Origin of the sequence: Maribacter aquimarinus (assembly GCF_047345505.1) — a bacterium.
Taxonomy (GTDB): Bacteria; Bacteroidota; Bacteroidia; order Flavobacteriales; family Flavobacteriaceae; genus Maribacter.
This window is the reverse complement of record NZ_JBLFEO010000008.1, coordinates 108,647-126,954: the sequence shown is the minus strand read 5'-3', so window position 1 is coordinate 126,954 and position 18,308 is coordinate 108,647. Positions and strand designations below refer to the sequence as shown.

Annotated in this window: 12 protein-coding genes; all 12 read right to left on the bottom strand. The window is 50.1% G+C overall.

The features are described from left to right. Positions 1-13: 13 nt before the first annotated feature. Positions 14-5,041 carry a T9SS type B sorting domain-containing protein gene (locus ACKWCC_RS07980; protein ID WP_413995392.1) on the bottom strand — a complete coding sequence of 1,676 codons (5,028 nt, stop codon included), beginning with the start codon at positions 5,039-5,041 and terminating at the stop codon, positions 14-16. Between the two features lie 11 nt (positions 5,042-5,052). Beyond that, on the bottom strand, positions 5,053-5,607 hold the full coding sequence (locus ACKWCC_RS07975) for a DUF4347 domain-containing protein (protein WP_413995391.1): 555 nt from the start codon (positions 5,605-5,607) through the stop codon (positions 5,053-5,055). 745 nt (positions 5,608-6,352) lie between these two features. After that, on the bottom strand, positions 6,353-7,684 hold the full coding sequence (locus ACKWCC_RS07970) for a hypothetical protein (protein WP_413995390.1): 1,332 nt from the start codon (positions 7,682-7,684) through the stop codon (positions 6,353-6,355). 15 nt (positions 7,685-7,699) lie between these two features. After that, entirely contained in the window at positions 7,700-8,599 is a 900-nt protein-coding gene (locus ACKWCC_RS07965) for a DUF4625 domain-containing protein (protein WP_413995389.1), read from the bottom strand. Between the two features lie 57 nt (positions 8,600-8,656). Next, entirely contained in the window at positions 8,657-11,038 is a 2,382-nt protein-coding gene (locus ACKWCC_RS07960; RefSeq protein WP_413995388.1) for a TonB-dependent receptor, read from the bottom strand. 296 nt (positions 11,039-11,334) lie between these two features. Further along, on the bottom strand, positions 11,335-11,658 hold the full coding sequence (locus ACKWCC_RS07955) for a hypothetical protein (RefSeq protein ID WP_413995387.1): 324 nt from the start codon (positions 11,656-11,658) through the stop codon (positions 11,335-11,337). Between the two features lie 752 nt (positions 11,659-12,410). Further along, positions 12,411-12,830, bottom strand: a complete 420-nt coding sequence (locus tag ACKWCC_RS07950) for a hypothetical protein (RefSeq protein ID WP_413995386.1) — start codon at positions 12,828-12,830, stop codon at positions 12,411-12,413. 212 nt (positions 12,831-13,042) lie between these two features. Continuing rightward, entirely contained in the window at positions 13,043-13,486 is a 444-nt protein-coding gene (locus ACKWCC_RS07945) for an Hsp20/alpha crystallin family protein (protein WP_413995385.1), read from the bottom strand. 598 nt (positions 13,487-14,084) lie between these two features. After that, positions 14,085-14,945 carry a hypothetical protein gene (locus ACKWCC_RS07940; protein WP_413995384.1) on the bottom strand — a complete coding sequence of 287 codons (861 nt, stop codon included), beginning with the start codon at positions 14,943-14,945 and terminating at the stop codon, positions 14,085-14,087. A gap of 77 nt (positions 14,946-15,022) precedes the next feature. Beyond that, positions 15,023-15,487: a hypothetical protein gene (locus ACKWCC_RS07935; protein ID WP_413995383.1), complete on the bottom strand. Its 465-nt coding sequence runs from the start codon at positions 15,485-15,487 to the stop codon at positions 15,023-15,025. Between the two features lie 161 nt (positions 15,488-15,648). Further along, positions 15,649-16,752 (bottom strand): DKNYY domain-containing protein, encoded by a 1,104-nt coding sequence (locus tag ACKWCC_RS07930; protein WP_413995382.1) that lies wholly within the window; start codon positions 16,750-16,752, stop codon positions 15,649-15,651. Between the two features lie 127 nt (positions 16,753-16,879). Then, on the bottom strand, positions 16,880-18,133 hold the full coding sequence (locus tag ACKWCC_RS07925) for a hypothetical protein (RefSeq protein WP_413995381.1): 1,254 nt from the start codon (positions 18,131-18,133) through the stop codon (positions 16,880-16,882). Positions 18,134-18,308: the final 175 nt, after the last annotated feature.

Genomic DNA, 18,308 nt, shown 5'->3' with positions numbered 1-18,308 from the left:
TATGGCTTACTGATTAATAATTGATGAACAACCAACCCCGTAGCGGTGCCATTCCATTGCCCAAGTCTATGACGTAGAGGTAGGAACCCGATGGCAGGGCCTTGGCATTGCCATTTTGGTTTCCGTTCCAATCGTTGCGGTAGTCGATGGCGGCAAAGACCTCGTGGCCCCAGCGGTTGTACACCTGTACCCTGGCATTGGGATAGTTGTCCAGACCGGGAATGACCCAAGTATCGTTTACACCGTCCCCATTGGGCGTAAAGGCCTCTGCTGGTCGCAAAAATGGCTCATCGTCCTCCGGGAAGGCATCCAAGCTGTCCGCCACCCCGTCATTGTCGTCATCACTGTCCATGGCATCGGGGATCCCGTCGCCATCCGTGTCCTTGGGCGTACTTTTAGCGCTTTTGGAATCGGTGCCATGCTGGTTTTCGACCACATCGGAATAGCCGTCATTGTCATCGTCTTCATCTGCATTGTCGCCCACACCGTCATTGTCGGTATCCATCGTTTCCATGGGGTCGGTGGGAAAGGCATCTTCATTGTCCGGAACGCCATCATTGTCGTCATCGGAATCCGCATTGTCGCCTGTACCATCGCCATCGCTGTCCAGGTCTTCCATCCCATCGTTGTCATCGTCGGGGTCGGCATTGTCTCCCAACCCGTCGCCATCACTGTCACGGTATTCGTTGGGGTCTTGGGGAAAGGCATCCTCACTGTCCGGAATCCCATCGTTATCGGCATCTTCATCGGCATTATCGCCGGTGCCGTCGCCATCCGTATCGGTATCCTCGTTTTCATCAAATGGGAAGGCATCTTCGCTGTCGGGGGTTCCGTCATTGTCATCATCCATATCGGCATTGTCGCCGGTGCCGTCCCCGTCATTATCGCTATCCTCGTTTTCATCAAACGGGAAGGCGTCTTGGCTGTCGGGGGTTCCGTCATTGTCATCATCGGTATCGGCATTGTCGCCCGTGCCGTCCCCGTCATTATCGCTATCCTCGTTTTCATCAAATGGGAAGGCATCTTGGCTGTCGGGGGTACCGTCGTTGTCATCATCGGTGTCGGCATTGTCGCCGGTGCCATCGCCGTCATTGTCGGCATCTTCGTTTTCATCAAACGGGAAGGCATCTTCGCTGTCCGGGGTTCCGTCATTGTCATCATCGGTATCGGCATTGTCGCCGGTGCCGTCCCCGTCATTGTCGGCATCCTCGTTTTCATCAAATGGGAAGGCGTCTTGGCTGTCGGGCGTACCGTCATTGTCATCATCGGTGTCGGCATTGTCGCCCGTACCGTCGCCATCGTTGTCGGCATCTTCGTTTTCATCAAATGGGAAGGCGTCTTGGCTGTCGGGCGTACCGTCATTGTCATCATCCAAATCGGCATTGTCGCCCGTACCATCGCCGTCATTGTCGGCATCCTCATTTTCATCCTTGGGGAAGGCATCTTCACTGTCCGGGGTTCCGTCATTGTCATCATCGGTATCGGCATTGTCGCCGGTGCCGTCGCCATCATTGTCGCTATCCTCGTTTTCATCAAATGGGAAGGCATCTTCGCTGTCCGGGGTTCCGTCATTGTCATCATCCAAATCGGCATTGTCACCGGTGCCGTCGCCGTCATTGTCGGCATCCTCGTTTTCATCCTTGGGAAAGGCATCTTCGCTGTCCGGGGTTCCGTCATTGTCATCATCGGTATCGGCATTGTCGCCCGTGCCGTCCCCGTCCGTGTCGGTGTCCTCATTGGCATCCCTTGGGAAAGCGTCCTCGTCATTGTCCGTACCATCGCCATCAATATCCAGGTCGCTGGTATCGGGTGTGCCATCGCCATCCAAATCCTGCAAAGCGGAAACGGACATGCTATAACTATCCACGCTCACGGCATCGGAGCCATCCTTCACCCTAAAACCAAAATCGGCATAATTGGATCCGAATCCGTCCGTAGCGGTGGTAAAGGTCAGTTGGGTCACGTCATCGATCAGGTCGTTTTCCGCAACGGGATTGCCATTGTACCACAGCGTTCCGTTGGTGGGAAGCGAAGTGACCTGAATGCCGTTGAAGGCATCGCCGGCATCTGCATCGGTAAAGACAAAATCGCTCTCCGATAAGGTAAAAGGCACATCTTCCACCACTTCCAAAGTGGCGTTGCCGCCCACGGGCACATCGTTCAACAAGGTAATGTTCAAAGTGGCCGTGATGGTCTCCGAAAAGGAGTTGGCATCCTCAAAATTATAGGTGAAGCTGTCCGTGGCCACCTCGCTTCCGTCGTGGACATAGGTAAAGGTACCGTCCGTATTAAAGGTAAAAGTGCTGGCGTACAAAGGGCCTTCGATCAAGGTATATTCCCTTGCATCGCCATCCACCTCAATATCGTTGGTGCTCACATCCTCACTCAGCGTGGCGTTTTCGTCCAAGGCAAAAGTATCGGCCACCGCTATGGGAAGGTCGTCCTGCGCCTGAATGGAAAAGGTGATCTGGCCGGTGGCCAAGGTGCCATTGTCATCCAATTGGTAGGTTACCCTATCCGTACCGTTTTCGTTCTCGTTGGGCACATAGGTAATGGTATTGTCCGGCTCCACGGTGGCCACGCCCTTGGTGCCCTGCACCGCAATGGTCACGGTGGGGACGTTGTTGGCATCGTAGTTGTCATTGAAGAGCACATCCACGGGATCCGAGTTGGTGTCCTCGTCCAAAAGGGCCAGATCGTCGTTTGCCGCCAGGATCAGTTGCAGGGCATAGGGGCCAAAACTGGCCGTGCCCTCATTGCCCGCGTTGTCGCGCGCCCGGGTATGGATGTACCAACCCGTGCCGCCCGAGGAAAAGGAAACGGTCTTGGCCTGACTGTTGCTCCAGGAGCTCCAGCTGGGGTGGTCATTGGCGGGCGGTGTGGCGCTCTGGGCCAAGACAAACTTCTGTACATCGAACCCGCTGCCGCCGGCACCATCGGAGAACACCAATTGAACGTCATCGTCCGTGGTGAGGTTTCCGTTGGCCACATCGGCCGTGATGGTGGGCGCGGTATTGTCATTTATGATGGTCAAGGTCCTGAAAAAAGGCAGGGACCACACGCCGGTATCGGTCTGTGTGCGAAGGCTGATGATGTATTCCGCACTTTCATTGCCATAGGCCGAAAAATCGGTCAAGGGCGTACTTGAATTGTGCACCTCCACATCGGTGGGGTTGCCCTGGGCGTCAAAGGTCCTTTTGGTCACGATCCACTCCTGGTTGTTTATGGTCCTGCCATAGGGATCTGAAGAATTGTCGTTTATGGTGATGTTCATATTGCCCGAATAGGTGGTGAGCACATCGGGGAGAATATTGAACTGGGCAATGGGCAGGTCCGTAGTGCCGGCCGTGGCCGATGTTTTCTGTACATAGACACTGGTGGGCTTGCTCCAGGTGCCCTGGTAATCCTGTACGCGGAGCATGACAAGGTACTCGCCATCGGGTACGCTGGCGGCGTTGAACTGCCCGTCCGTCCAAGGGGTCTCCGTTTGGGCGTCCACGGCCTTCCACTTCCATTCGGATTGGTTGATGCCGTTGTTGGCCCCACCATCCAAATCATAGGAGGTGTTGGTGATACTGCCCGAGCCCGGACTATAGACAAAGCTCGCTACCGGCTTCCTGTGGAAGAACAAGGTGGTGGGCGCCGTGGGGAGGTCTTCGAAAGTAAATTCGTATTTCCCCGTTTTTTCGTAAAACTCCGGTACATCCTCCAAATACAGATTGTTCCAAGAGACCTTTCCGGTGTTGTTGGGAAAGTGGGTCTCGTCATGGGCGATCTTCCATCGTCCGCTGGGGTAATTGGCGTTGGCGGTATTGTTTTTGAGTTCGGTGGGAGACACCGCAATCTCCACGGACGTGCCCGCGATAAAGAAATCGCCGGCCGTGACCGTGCCAAATTGGTACTGGTCATAGATGTACTGCGCCATATTGTCTATCCAGGTGGCATAGGAACCCGAGCTTCTGTTGATGAAGGTGCCCTTGGTGTTGTTCTGCGCGGTAAAACGCTCAAACTGGTCCTTGTTGGCGTCCAGGCCCCAGCCAATGTAGTGGATGTCCTCGTTTATGGTGCGCATCAAAATCTCGGAAAGGTCGGAGTCGTCATTAAAATCGGCCACTTCCTGGTCGTCCAGGTTCACGTTAAAACGCAGGGCGCTGTTGCGCCACTGGGGCTCGCGCAACACGTCCTTGAACTTTTTAAGGCTAAGGCTGGTGACCTCAATGTTTCTGAAGGTGGCATACGGCTGACTGTTAGAGAAGAAGCCGTAGCTGCCGGTAATTTCGGTGGGTGCGGTATAGTTGACGACCAACACGTTGTCCACCCATATTTTTGCGACGCGGCCTTTTACTTCCAGCTTGATCTTGTACCATCGGGAATAGTCATTTGGTGTAAAAATGGTGTTTTCCGCCCCTTGGAGCCCCCTAATGGTATGCAAGGGGTTTGAACTCCCATCACTACTTACAATCTGGTAAAGTCCAGTTGCAAAACCATGGCTTGGCACAAAGTTGGCAGTGGTCCAAGGCCGTACGGCTCCGGAGAGGTTGAACAGATAGCCGCCCACAGGCCCCCCGTTAATACCAAAGGTAATGCCCATATCATCGTTGTCCCCTCCCTGCGTACTGGCTATTTCTGCCTCCAAGGTGTAATTGGAAGAGTCAAAGACCGGGTCATAATAACCCGATAAAAAATCGTTTTCCGTTCTTCGGATGTATTTCTCGCTATCCAGAAATTCCCAAGTGTTGCTGTTGTAGCCCCAAATGGTCCAGTTGTTGAAAATGGCTGCGGCGTCCTCGCTGTTGGAAGAGGTGGTGGTACGCTCAAAACCCTGCACCATCAACTTACCGGCCGGGATGCCCTTGCTCTGCAAGGCGGCATCCAAGTCGGTTTCAAAAGTTTCGATGTCCTGGTCGGTGACGCCCACCGTGAGCACCACATCGATGTTGGGCCCCTGTTTTACCTCCATGTCCACCGTTTGGGCGCGTGCAACACTAAAGGAAAAACATCCTACGCTCAGTAGGAAGATGCGTATAAGTAGGTTGTTCATGTCTAAAAATTTTAGTCGAGTATAAGACCCGTTTGTTTAATTTGATTCTTTGTACTGAAGGTGAACTGGAAATCGCCATCAAAAATGGAAGCGCATTGGGCAGAACTAAGCACGTTGCACTTGGTCTCTTGGCCCAGGGCGTTCAAAAATGCCCTTCCGTCGTCATTATTGGCCAGGGAGCAGCTGTAGAGAAACAGGTCCATTTGCCTACCGGAATCCACCAGCGCGGCCAACAAGGCTGCATCCGTGCCATTGTTAAGGGCAGAAACCCCAATGGAGCCCGGCCCTATTTCCAGGGTATTCGCCGTAGTGTTCAGTAAAAGGTGTATTTCCGAGATATTCGGTTCATTCCTTAAGCCCTCGTGGATGTTCTTCCAAAAATCGGCATCATCCGCCACTTCCAGCACCAGGGTGGAAATGGGTGTGGAAGCCAATAAGGAAACCTTGTTGGGGTAGCGCTCGTCTATGACCAACATACTGGAATGTTGCGCCATGGCCAGGGCACTGCAGAAGATGAGCAATGGCAATAGCCAACTGATTTTCTTAAAAAGGGTACTTTTGTTCATGGGTAAGCATTTAAAGTTGGACTTGTGTCTTGAATAGGGACAAATAAATCAATTAGTTTTAAGTATTTTCTTACAATTTTTGTGAGTTAAGGTTTATTTGATGTGAACTCTAGGTTTTTTGTGGTTTGTTTTCTTTGGTATTCCATGGTTTCGCAAGATTTTTATGTCCGGCCCCTCTTTCCCTTAGGGTTAAAATTTTCATTCCAAAAAAGTATTTTCTTACAAAAAAAGCCTGGTTGCCTTGAAATCCCGCTACAAAAGTGCATGTTGCCCCAGCTGCATTTGGGCCTTTTCCCGTTTGGTCTCCCATTTCTGTGGACGATCGGAACGATGGTGTGGGTGAGTGGTGGGGCTTTTGCCCAGAAAACATCCTGCCCATCTTGGGGAGGGGGCTTTGCCATTTTTGTGGTGATGCCCGTGGTGGGCCATGCTCCCAATGGCTTCAACAATGGATCAAAATGCGATGTCAGGGCACCCAGGCCAAAAAGGGAAAGGAGAGGGAAGTGCCCTCATGGCAAGATGGAGGTAGGGTTGGCGCTATGGCGTTCTGGCCCCAATAATCAACTTGAAGCGCTATGGAAAAATGACCAAAAGGACCAAACAAGGAGAGGAGTGCCCACGACTTCAATCTTGCCAAGAAGCCCCAATACAGGCTAACCAAGCGGTTTTAACCCATAAAAAAAGCCCTGAACCAAGGGGTTTATGAACAACCTCAAGGTCCAGGGCAAATTTCAAGAGCAGACCACTAATGCTCGTAGTCCGGATTTTGGTCTCCTTCTATGGAGAAACCGTTTTTCATCATGGAGATGACGGGCGTTTCCAAATCAATGGTGTGCACGTGTTCCAAACTCTCTATTTTCAACACTTTGATCTGGGTTCTGTTCGGGGCCAAAACATAAAGGAACTTATCGGAACAGACCAGTACCGGACTAGGCTCCTCTTGTTTTTGCAATTGGGCTATTTCCGAATTCATGGATTTGGAAGTAACCGTGGGAGCATCGGGAATCTCGGCCATTTCCACTACTCTCTCGGTCAATAAGGTAGCAGTGTTGGCATCGTAAACCCTGAGGTTGCCGTCATCGGTCAACAACAAGTAAAATGCACCGTTGAAACTGAACATATCACTGACCACATTGGCACCTTCGTACAAGGGCAATATGCTCTTGGCCTCGGGATCTACGGTATAAATGCCAAGATTTCTTGCCCTGCCGTAGAAAAGCGCACTGTTTTGATGGCTTTTTAGCGTGCCCAACCAAAAACCGGGCTCATTGCGCAACTTTCCGTCCGTATAGGGAATAAGGTCTATGTTGTCCCGATCATCCACCACGATGATGCCATCGGTGGAACCAAAGGCCCCGTACGCACCATTGTTGGCACTGCCGTGAATCCCTACGACCTCCACACCGCCATTGTTATCGATCACGGTACCATCACCGTTCACAAACATCACCATTTGCGGGATGCCCCCAGGTTCTTCCGTATTTTTAAAGGTAACGGCAAACTTACCACTGTTCAATCTAATCCCAACACCGTGATGCGCCACCGTATTGTTAAAAGTGAACGTTTCAGGTTGGTACGATGGGATTTCCAATTGGGACTCGTTCACGTAGGAAATGGACCCATCGCCGTCATTAAAGACCACGATATGGCCCCCAGAACCGGTAAGGTGGGTGGGCAGCACGCTATTGATCTCGGCATTGGCCCATTTGGCTTCGTATTCGTGCCCGTGGTCCTCGTGGTTTACGATACCGGAGTCAAAAAAGCGCACCTTGCCCCCATTGCGGTCCACCACGCTTTGGTAGCGGCCCGAATTACTAACGTAGTACCGGGCACCCTCAACAAGGGGTCCGGCCACGCTGTAAGTGATGTCACCGGAATCGGCCTGCATCACATCCAACTTGTTTTCGCCCATAAGGGTGAGGCGTACCCAATCACTCTCCATATCCTTGAAGGTAAGTGCCACCGGATCTTCCTGGGGCGGGTCTTGGGAAATGGCATCTGGATCGTCCTTGGTACAAGCGGTTAAACAAACCATGGCTGCGGCTAAAGCGTAAAATTTTAAATTTGATCGTTTCATGTGTTTCATTTTTACTTAGTTATTGATATTAAATTGATGTACTGATATATTTCCATTGGTGTCTTCGGCCCAGATCACCAGGCGGTTCCCGGCTTCCAGGCTTTCCAGAAAATCGCTGTCCAGGCCCAGTAATTCCTGTAGGGACAGTTCCCGCGAATGGGGCAGCGGATCACCTGAATTGGAACGGGACTGGTGCGGCCAGTTGGACTGCCCCCAAATGCGTTCCTTGACCACCAAACCTTCCTGTGCGGGGTTCTCCGTATTCGGGCGCTCCGTATAGATCCACAAAAAGCCGATATCCGAGGACGCCCCGTGCGCCATGTTCCTAAAGATGCGCCCGTTTAGCGCAGTAGGGGAAAGGCCAGTTTCCGTGAGTGCCACCTGCGGGGCATACGGTCTGTTCAGGTACAGCGTGGTGTGGTAGGTGGTACCATCGCGATAGGTGGTCTCGTTGCCCTCCATATCGGTCGCTTGGATGGAAAAGTGATAGGGACCGCCCAAAATGAGCTCGTCCGCTTCCAATTCCGGGTTGCGCTCGTCCAAATAGATGCTGGAGCTCAGGGAAAACCGCTCGGGATCGTCAAAACGTTCGGCGCCCATGACCTCGTTATGGTTGAACAACTTAAACTTCAGATTTCGGGCCGCGGCCGATTTTCCGTGGGTATGGCCGTCAAAACCGCTGTGCGACTCTATTTTTATCTCTCGGATGCCGCTGGCATCGGCCACCGTAAAGGCCAATGGAATTTCGGACATCGTGGCATCGGCCTTAAAAAAATAATGGGGCTGTACGCCAGACATACCGGGATTGGCCATGATCTCTGGCGCCTCCAGATCCACGGCTTCTGGGTCATCGCCCCCTAGACAGGAGGCGAACAAAAGCAAACTACAAAAGGGAATCATTACTCGTTTTTTCATTTGTTATGGATTTTTGGGTTCAACTTGTGGCTGCTGTTTTCTTCATTCACTCGGGTTTTAAAGGTTAAGGGGAAGCCGTACCGAAAACATGATGTTCCTGCCCTGTTCGGGCAGGTTCAGCAAGCGATAGCGACTGATATGGTTAAAGTAAGCGGTGTTGAAAAGGTTGTTGGCACTGAGCCTGAACTGTAGTTCCGTTTCAAAAAGATTGAGGTGGAAGCCCAGCCCGGCGCCCAAGAGAAAACTGTCCGGCGTGGTCCGTTCGTTCCTGTCCGTTCGGCGCTGCTCAAAATTGTAGCGACCGGAAACAAACACATAGCTATCTTCCAGCACCTTGGAATGGGGCAGCACGGCATGTTCCAAACTCCCCGTAACGGACGGAGGCGGGGTCAAGGGCAGCGGCAGGCGACTGTTCAAGTTCAGGTTCTGTACAAAATCTGCCGCCAGATCTGCCCTTAGGCCCGTGGAAAATTCATAGCGCACCGTTAGCTCAAATCCGTTGAACAGAGCATCGTCCTGGCGGTACTCCCATAAGGTGCCCCCGGAGGCCAAGGGCGAAAAACGGCCGGTAGGTGCCAAATAGATATAATTGGTGTAGTAGCCGTAGAAAGCCGCTACCTCAAAAAAGAAGCGCTTGGACTGGTGCAAATAGGTAAGATCGGCCTGATAGCCGCGTTCCATACCCAAATTGGCATTGCCCCGTTCGTGCCTAAAATTGCCGTGGTGCACCCCATTGCTGGATAATTCTATGGCGGTAGGGAACCGGAAACTGTTCCCCAAATTCAGCTTTAGGTGGTTCTGGAAATTGGCCTTGAACACCACGCCCGCGGCACCACTAAGGTTGTGGAAATTCCGTTCGAATGCTGGGGTGCGTTCCTCAAATTCGCCCGTGGGCAGTAGGGTGCCCCGATCGTAAACGGGCTGTAAATGCTGCTCAATGGCATGCGAGCCCACATCATACCGAATGCCGGCGTTCATGTTCCATTTGGGCGCGATGGCAAAAGACTGGTAATGGAAAAGCCCCGCCTGTGCGCTATTGAAAACCGGCAACAAAAACTCAAAACCGTCGTTTTGGTTCCGCATGTACTGTAACTGCCCCCCAAACAGCACCTGATGGTGATCGTTGGGGTTGATCTCGTAGCGCACATTGGCCGTATAAGTGTCCAAATAAAGCCCAAGGGCAAGGTTGGAACCGGCCAGTTCCGGGGCTATGCCATGTGCCCCGGGAAAGGACAATTCTTCGCGAATGTTTCGCTGGTAGCCAAAATCCACTTCCAATCGGTCCGCACCCAGGGCAAGGGTGGTATTGCTGGTCACGGTATGATGGTGGTTTTCTTGCCGGGGCACGTCCATGTTCCTGAAATCGCCATTATGTTGCAGGTTATAGGCCCTTGGCAAACCGATGGCTCCGGTAAAAATTCCCGCTTTTTGGTTAAAGCTCGAAACCCGCAGGCTAGAGCTCAGTTTCTGGGAGCGGTAGCCCAGCGTTCCACTAAAATGGAGTTCTTCGCCGGCCGTATTTTTTAAACGGTTATTAAAAATGGGCAGGTTAAAACCGGCATAGGTAAATGCATCGGAGGGCACGGTATAATCACCATAATCTTGATGAGTTGCCCTAGCGTTATAAAACCAGTTGTCCTGCCTTCCCTTGTAGGCCAAGGAATTGGAAATGGCCCCATTGTTGGTCTGGTAGGAGGAAGTGATATCGATCGCATTGCCGTTTTCGGGAAGCACATCGTTTTCCTTGATATTGATGACGCCGCCCAAACCATCGGAGCCAAAGAGCAGGGAAACCGGACCTTTAATGATCTCCACCTCTTCCACATCAAAGGGATCCACCTCCAGACCATGATCGGCACCCCATTGTTGGCCCTCTTGCTTTATGCCCCTATTGTTCACCAAGATGCGGTTAAAGCCCATACCGCGGATCATGGGCTTGGCAATGCCCACACCCACGTTCATGGTGTTTACACCGGGCAGCGCCGCCAATGCACCGGAAAATGTCCCTGTGCCGTTTCGATCCATAAAATCCTTATCGATATGGATGACCGACTGCGAATTCTCAATGACCTTCTGCAAGATCCTGGATTGTATGACAACGACTTCGTCCAGATCGGTTACGGCATCGGCCATGACGATCTCCAGCGGGGAGCCTGCGCCGTCCGAAAGCTGAATGGTTACCCGGGCATAGGCCACGTGGCTCACTTCCAAAGTCAGGAGGGAAGTACTGCCACCCCCTTTTATGAGGAAAAAACCTTGTTCATCGGTTGTGGAGAACTGCCCCCCGGGAAGCACGCGCACCGTGGCCGCCACTATGGGAAACCCGCCGGTGTTGACCACGCGGCCGCCCAAGTCTTGGGCCATGGCGGAACAACAACTGCCCAAAACAAGGAAAAGCAGGGCCCACTGCCCTATAAAAGAAGTGCGAAGTCTGTACATACAAACGGTTTAGGGCCTTTTTGAGCCCATATCATATATTGAAAAACAACTGTTGTGAAACCCCTGACCACGGCACGCAACGGATGCTGGATGGCATCCTTTTCCGGAACGTGCATCGCCGTTTAAGCCACCCCGAACCGGGAAACGCATGCAAAGAGCGTACAGGAGCGATTTGCCCATATTGGGATGGAGTCAGCGGTAACCCGTTGCACAAGCACTTTAAAGCCACCGAACGATTGGTTCGGGCAGCCAAAGCACTTCAGCTTTGAAAAAAAACAGATGGCAACAAGGCGTACCTATCCCAAGAAGATAAAAGGGGGCGGTTTGTTATGGAAGTAGTCGGAAAGTATGGTTTTTTGGCCCGGAGCGCTGTATGTAGCGATGCTCTTTTCTTCCGAAACACCTAAAAGATAAATGGAGGAAACCGTCTCCTGCGCCGGGGCAACTTGCAGTGGCGTTGTTTGGTTGGTGGTGGTTATGAGCGTACACAGTTCGCAATGCCCACTTTCGGCCTCGCCACTGACCATGTGTGCAACCGTGTGCAGGTTGGCCACCCGAAACAACAAGAAGGTAGCCAATAAAAGGTAAGAAATGGTGTGTTTCCAATCAGTTCTATACATGGAACAGGTGCTATGTTTCTATCACTCTACTACTGGATCTTGCATAAAATACAGCTATGAAACGGCTGATAAAGGACAAGAAATGCCCTTTGAAATCCTTGGCCCGGTGATGGCGGCGGGTGTTCCATTTTTAAATGGAAACCGTAACGCATCACTGCGGCCCTACGGGAAGGTCTCTAGGAGATGGCGGGGGGCGCCCTTAATTGAGGAATGGCATGGACAAAAGTGACGACCGCCAAAGGGGCGTACAAGGCCACATGGTCCGATGGTACCGTAAGGACATCAAGTTGAGGATAGGTTGCAACTTGGTAATGAAAGGAATTCAATTTTGCGTGAAATACGCCACAATCCGGGGCGGCCTCGTGGATATGATCCGAACTGTCGTTACAAACCACATGCTGATGGCCATCGGAAAAGTGCACAAACTCAATCGCCGAGGGCAACAACAAAGCCGTTAGCAGGATAACTGCTATGATCGACCTTAGTATTTCTTTCTGACGTTTCAAGCCTATTTGTTATTTCACCGATGTTTTGAAAGCTCAAATATATAAAAGGGCGCATCAGAAACGAGCGGAAAAAATGTTAAATATTATTTCCTGGCCCAAATACGGAATGTGGTACAAGAACAGGGCGCACGATCCCATTGCAACAAACACCAAGGTGGGAGGCCCCATCTGGCCCAAGTGCGCAGCAGGCAACTCCTTTCCCCGCCCATGGTTATTTATCACTTGGGGCAAACGCACCCAAAAAAGCTACTGATCATTGGCAATGAGCCGGTCTGCCCACTGTGGCTCACGGATGGGCTGCAGCCGTGGTTTAAGGCGCATGTATTCTTGCCAACGATAGGATTCCAGCACATGGGCCATTGCCGAGGTCTCGCGGCCGGACAGCTGTTTCAGGATTTCGTATTTTGCTTTGGCCGACAAAGTGGTGTCCCGTTCCACGGCCCGTTTTTTCACCAAGAACCGCGCTACGGTGTTCTGGAACTCCAAGGCCTGGTCCACGCCCATGACCAAACGTGGCTGGTACCTGGCCGTAACGTCCCTGGCCTCTGCACGTATCTTATGGTCCACTTGCAGGGCGTAGAAAGTTTGTCCGCTCAGGGAAAGCGGCGCAAACAGTGCCATACAGCACCAAAGAAAGCGTTGTATCTCCAAAATTTTTGTCTTCATTTTCAAGGCCATTTTTCTAACGGGGATGTTTTGGACCATCCCAAAGACCCATAAGGGCCAATATCGGCATCATCGGGCAGCTGTTGTCGCGGCACTGCACGTAAATAAAGTACCTTCGCTTGCCTAACGTGCCCACACAAGCTCTTTTGGCACAAAAAAAATACGGAACAGCACCTTGGTGCCGGTGCCGTTCCGCGTCTTGGTTCATTGCATCAGGAAATCTTGATGGTTCTGGCCGGTTTTTGCTTGGCCTCCTCCTTTTTGGGCAGATGGATGCTGAGCACTCCATTAACATACTCGGCCTTAATGGCACCCTCGTTCACGGTTTCGGGCAGGGAAAAGGAACGCTTAAAGGAGGCATATCCGAACTCCCTTCGGGTATAGTTCACCCCTTCCTCCTCTTTGTCCTCTTCCAACTCGGTGGAGATGGACAACACCTGGTTGTCCAGATGGATCTGGAAATCGGACTTTTGGAGACCGGGAACGGCCATGTCCACAAAATAAGCGTCCTTGGTTTCCCGGATGTTTACCTTGGGCAGGGTCATGCCCATGTTAAAGTTGGAGGTGAAGACCGATGGCAGGTCCCGGTTAAAGACCTCATCTATCCAAGAGGACCAGATCGGGGAGGTACGGCCAGTTGAGTTTGTGCTTGCCATGCTCCCGTTGTTTTTTGTTGCTACCATAGTGCTCATAACTACAAAATTTTAGGTTAAACAATAACATTCCATTAAACTCACTGACACCTGGGCAAAAAAAATGCCAGCCGTAATGGGCCAGGCCCTGCCTGTCTCTTTTATCTCTTTTTTAAGAATCCTGACCCGCGATCATTAAAGATTTCAAAAAGAACAAATGTCATTTTGACACTGCCGCGAGGTCTCAAAATGACACTTTTTCACTTACAAAGCACTTGATGCCATAGGGTTACTGACAAAAGCCTTTGCCCCTGAACCCCGTATTTTTTTTGGAAAAAACAGCGATGCCAGCAGGAGAAAGACACCACCAGTGGGGTCCAATTTGAGACGGGATCTGAATTTTTTCAATAACGGTGCGGGCTGCGAGACTCCGCCGGAACGCTACTGGCAAACAGTAAAAAACAGGCAATGCAAAAACCTCTTTACTCCCTGTTTTCCGCCAAACAATTTATAGCACCGTCATGTACTCCGGGATTTGGGGAAAAAACATATGCCATAGCGAATGCTTTATACAAGGGCGGGAAGTAGCCCTGCACTATATGCTTATTTGAACAATACACCCTCAATTTAAACGGTAAACCTTTGCAGCTTCCTGCAGCTCTTCGAACAAGTCGTCATCAAAAGTGAAATTTGTGATTCTCCAGTAGGCGTCCGCTTTGTAAAGCACAAAACTAAACCGCACAGCGTTTGTTTTAGATTTTACCAGATATGACGTAAGTGCATAGCTTTCAGTAAACTGTATATGGTCTATTTTTTCATAACCTTTCATTTCCCCTAAAGAAGCGCTAAACTCCGATAGTTCAATTTTACTTTCCTCTACGTTTATTATTTCATTGTGACCGCTGATCTCATTCAATTCTGCAACATAATCCACTGCTTTTTCCGGAGATTCACGATAGTTCTCAAAGAATTTAGCGATAACTTTTTCAACACCCCTGTGCTCCATGGATACCTTCTTGGGCATACGATAGAGTTTTGCCGCTTCATGGAGCTCATCTTCAAATTCCTCTGTATCAAACATAATACCCGCCAACACCCAATTGTCTTGTTGCTTCTGAAGATTCAAACCTAACCTTACAGGTATAAAATCATATTTGAGCAGGAAACTTACATACTTTTTTTGGTCACCGATACTACTTTCACCAATTTTCTCATGACCTCGATACGCACCCAGATTTGATGAGATAGCTTCCACCGTAGTTACCATCTCATCGAATTGGGATTTTTTTCCTTCCATCAGCTTGGGATTTGTGTTGAAAAGATAATTGATACCCTCTGTATGGGACTCAGTGTATGCCTCAAAAAATCTGGCGGTTAGTTCATCCGTAGTGCTTTGGCCACGTAAGTTCGTTAAGCAGAGAAGGGCTAAAAAAACCAGGATGTTACCCTTCTTGTTTGGCAGTGCAAATTTTAGATTTTTCATAGTTTTTCGTTCATTCATTTGTATTTCAATTCAAATTTGGGAAAGCCATTTTCACTTATATATGTTCAGGCAATTTGTTATAACTTGTTTTCCTTGGATTCGTATAATGCTTTGATGGCCATTAATTCATTGTGCAATTCATAGTCCAATTGCACACCTCCAATGAGCCAAATCTTATGCGGCTTGTAAAAAAGCATATTCAGTCCTATAGGTTTCGCTTCATATTTAAGAAGGTATCTAACCCGTTTATAGCTATTGCCAGCCTTGTGCTCATTTATCTTTTCATAACCATAATAATCGCCCAACCCAAGCACCTGATAGAATACTTCATCCGCCATTCTTACAAACCCCGTTTCGTCCGACAAATCAATCAACCCCATCTCGCCTACATATTCAAATGCTTTTTTGGGGTATTCATCAAAAAGCTCAATGAATTCCACTGCAATTTCATCGGTTGTTTTTTGAGCCGTACCCGGTGTCAACGACAAAAAGGTCAAAAAGAAAATCAATATATGGTTGCTAAGTGTTTTTGTAAAATTCATACTGACCATGTTTTTTATTCAAGTTTAATATGCCATCACCCATAGATACTCAAAAATAAAGTGTAGTTGAAGGTACCACTACCCCATATTCAGGGAAAATTAAGGTTACCTGTTCATTGGTTAAGACGTAGTCAAGTTCCGGCACCTTGGATGGGCATGCTCTAAAAATCGTAATTCTTGTCCCGAAACCTGGTGGGGTCATCCGGACGCGGCCCAAAGCTGGCGGCATCTGCATTTTCCAACACGCTGCCGCGAAGGTAAACCTTGTCCTTGTCCTTGGCGTAGCCCCAGCCCAGTGAAGCAATGGTCTTGGGGTCGGCATTGGGACAGGCTTCCCCTTTGTAATATACTGTTGCCCCATCTTTAGCATAGTTGCCCTTCAATACCGTAAAGCTATCGGGATGGGCATCCAAAATGACGTTATGATTTAGATACACTTGGTGCTTGTCTTTGCTGTACATACTTTGGCCACCAAAGGTTTCCTCCGCCACAAAGGCAAAGCTCTCAGCATCATAACCAGAAGCTTCCAAAGGTGTGCCGAACAATAAAATAACATCATTAACGCGAACGATATGGTCGTGCAAAGACCCTATGCTGTCCCTTGGAGCCACAGCCACTTTGCGCAGCTGTCGGCCACCCCTGGGATTAAAGTAATAGAGCGTGTCTTGGTTCCTTACCGTATGGTCATTAAGGACCTTAAAATCATTCCCCAAGGCGCCCAGTAGTTTAAACTTCCAATGCCCCAAATGGGTGTAAAGGCTATTTTTATCGGTCAGAAAATGGGTGTTTGCCAACGCAAAAGTTTCGTAATCCACCTCCAAGGTCTGCCTCTTAAAATAGTAATGTGCCCGGTCCTTGTCCCAATAATCCGTATTCTGGTCATGGTCCCAATCCAGGTTCTCAAAGGTTTCGGGGTCCATATCGGGATTGTCAATGGGCTGCAACAACTTCTGCCCGGCCACCCTGCGGTACACCTTGTCCTTGTCCTTGAGCCTACCGCCGTGCAGCCGAAAGCTGGGGTGGTGCACCTGACCTTGCGGCACATCCCGGTAAAAAACTTGGTTTTTATCCTTGCCCACGGAATGATGGAGCACCTGAAAACTCTCCTTGTCCGCCCCGGGCACCTTTTGGTAGGTATTCAAGACATTGGAGGGCTTATGATAGTACACGGTACTCCCTTTGTAAAAATACCTGCCCGCATAGGGGCCATTCTCCAAAGGTTTGGGACTGCAGGCCCCAAGAAGGCCCAAAAGTGCTGCTAACATAACGTGCTGGTATTGCTGTGGTTTCATATCAATTTCAAAAAGGGTTTGTTTGCTTCCGGTACTCTTTAAGACAAAAAGGTTTTCCATACCGAGGCCGGGCAGGACTTGTCCCTAAGGTCCTTGGCCATCATTGCCACCGGGATTCCCCAAATTTATGACTCAGGTAATAGCTCGCTGGGGTGGGAATGTACAAGAACTGTATGTCCGGATTGGCCTTGTGCAATTTCACCTGTTCTTCCTGGGTCAAATACGGCTCCCGTAATCTAAAGCTCCAGGAGGATCTTACATACTTTGATTTCACCAAGGCCTCATAATCGGCAAAAGGGGTGCGTTTGGTATGGGTGGGGCTTTCCTCGTACTCATCTTCGTAGGGTTCATCCAAATCATTTTCTTGATTGTATTCGCCATTCTCCAGCCAACGTCCTATTTGATCATAATAGGCCATCGCATCCTGAACGTCTTCCTCGGTTTCCTCGATAATGCGCAACAACCGCAGGGTTTCTTCCCGGTTGGGCTTGTCCATTTCCAGTGCTATTTCCTCTTTGGAAAAGCCTGCTTCCTCAAGGCGCCTTCGCTCCACTTGCTCTCGCGCCGCGTTGGGGTCATCGGCATTGGCGATCTCAGCTTCCTCAGCTTCAATTTTTTCTATGTGGGCCTTGTCCGCTTCGGACAGTTGACCGGTACCATCCAAAAGACAATCCATATAATCCAACCTTATCTGTCCCACCAAAGGTGATGCGGCCAAATGCCTAATGAAGTGTTTGGAATCATAGCCGGCCTGCACCTTCATATAGTTCAACTTGGGGAACTGCATTTTAAAAAAATCGGCATCTGGCGGGGTAGGGAGTTCCAGTTCCACCACGTTGGGCATTTTTGCCAATACCTGGGTCACCTGTTTGTTGCCATCACGGTCTATATCACCAATAACGCTATGGTTATGGTCTCCCTCTTGGTGGAGCTGCACCCTAAATGCTTGTAGATTGGAAAATACCGCCTTATGCTCGGCCAAGCGTATCAGGTCCCAATTGGCAGATCCGTTGTACCCAAAGTTATGCGGATTCAAAAGGCTTAGGCTCCGCACCTTATCGGCGTGGGCCACCAAGAGATCGATGAGGCAGTCCAACCCCTGTTCAAAATAATCAAGGCCTTCTTCACTATCTTCGATTACGGGCATTGTCGCCTTTTCCAGTTCTTCCAAGGAGGTGGACTGGAAGCCGTAATTTCCGGCGTACCAAGTGATATCGAACAGTCCGTCGTGTTCCATATAGGTCAACCGGTCATAATACAGACAGGACTGCTCGTTGTAATAATCGTCTTGTTTGTCCAATGCGGTTTGGTAGGCCAAAATGGCCCTACTAAATGTTTCCAATTCCTGTTTCATCTGTTCATATTTATTGTTTTTCAAAGGTCAAATGTAACATCCACCGTAATCATTCCGCTGTGTGTCCAAAAATGGGGCACGGATGTTTCATTGTTCCTTTGTTTAAGTTTACCTATTTGCCTTTTCCCCTCTTGCACTTTCCGTTTCCGGTAACATCAAAAAGTTTCCCCTACGC

Excerpts from the sequence above, each read along its gene's own strand:
- ACKWCC_RS07980 (WP_413995392.1), bottom strand. The coding sequence starts at position 5,041 with ATGAACAACCTACTTATACGCATCTTCCTACTGAGCGTAGGATGTTTT.
- ACKWCC_RS07975 (WP_413995391.1), bottom strand. The coding sequence starts at position 5,607 with ATGAACAAAAGTACCCTTTTTAAGAAAATCAGTTGGCTATTGCCATTG.
- ACKWCC_RS07970 (WP_413995390.1), bottom strand. The coding sequence starts at position 7,684 with ATGAAACGATCAAATTTAAAATTTTACGCTTTAGCCGCAGCCATGGTT.
- ACKWCC_RS07965 (WP_413995389.1), bottom strand. The coding sequence starts at position 8,599 with ATGAAAAAACGAGTAATGATTCCCTTTTGTAGTTTGCTTTTGTTCGCC.
- ACKWCC_RS07960 (WP_413995388.1), bottom strand. The coding sequence starts at position 11,038 with ATGTACAGACTTCGCACTTCTTTTATAGGGCAGTGGGCCCTGCTTTTC.
- ACKWCC_RS07955 (WP_413995387.1), bottom strand. The coding sequence starts at position 11,658 with ATGTATAGAACTGATTGGAAACACACCATTTCTTACCTTTTATTGGCT.
- ACKWCC_RS07950 (WP_413995386.1), bottom strand. The coding sequence starts at position 12,830 with ATGAAGACAAAAATTTTGGAGATACAACGCTTTCTTTGGTGCTGTATG.
- ACKWCC_RS07945 (WP_413995385.1), bottom strand. The coding sequence starts at position 13,486 with ATGGCAAGCACAAACTCAACTGGCCGTACCTCCCCGATCTGGTCCTCT.
- ACKWCC_RS07940 (WP_413995384.1), bottom strand. The coding sequence starts at position 14,945 with ATGAAAAATCTAAAATTTGCACTGCCAAACAAGAAGGGTAACATCCTG.
- ACKWCC_RS07935 (WP_413995383.1), bottom strand. The coding sequence starts at position 15,487 with ATGAATTTTACAAAAACACTTAGCAACCATATATTGATTTTCTTTTTG.
- ACKWCC_RS07930 (WP_413995382.1), bottom strand. The coding sequence starts at position 16,752 with ATGTTAGCAGCACTTTTGGGCCTTCTTGGGGCCTGCAGTCCCAAACCT.
- ACKWCC_RS07925 (WP_413995381.1), bottom strand. The coding sequence starts at position 18,133 with ATGAAACAGGAATTGGAAACATTTAGTAGGGCCATTTTGGCCTACCAA.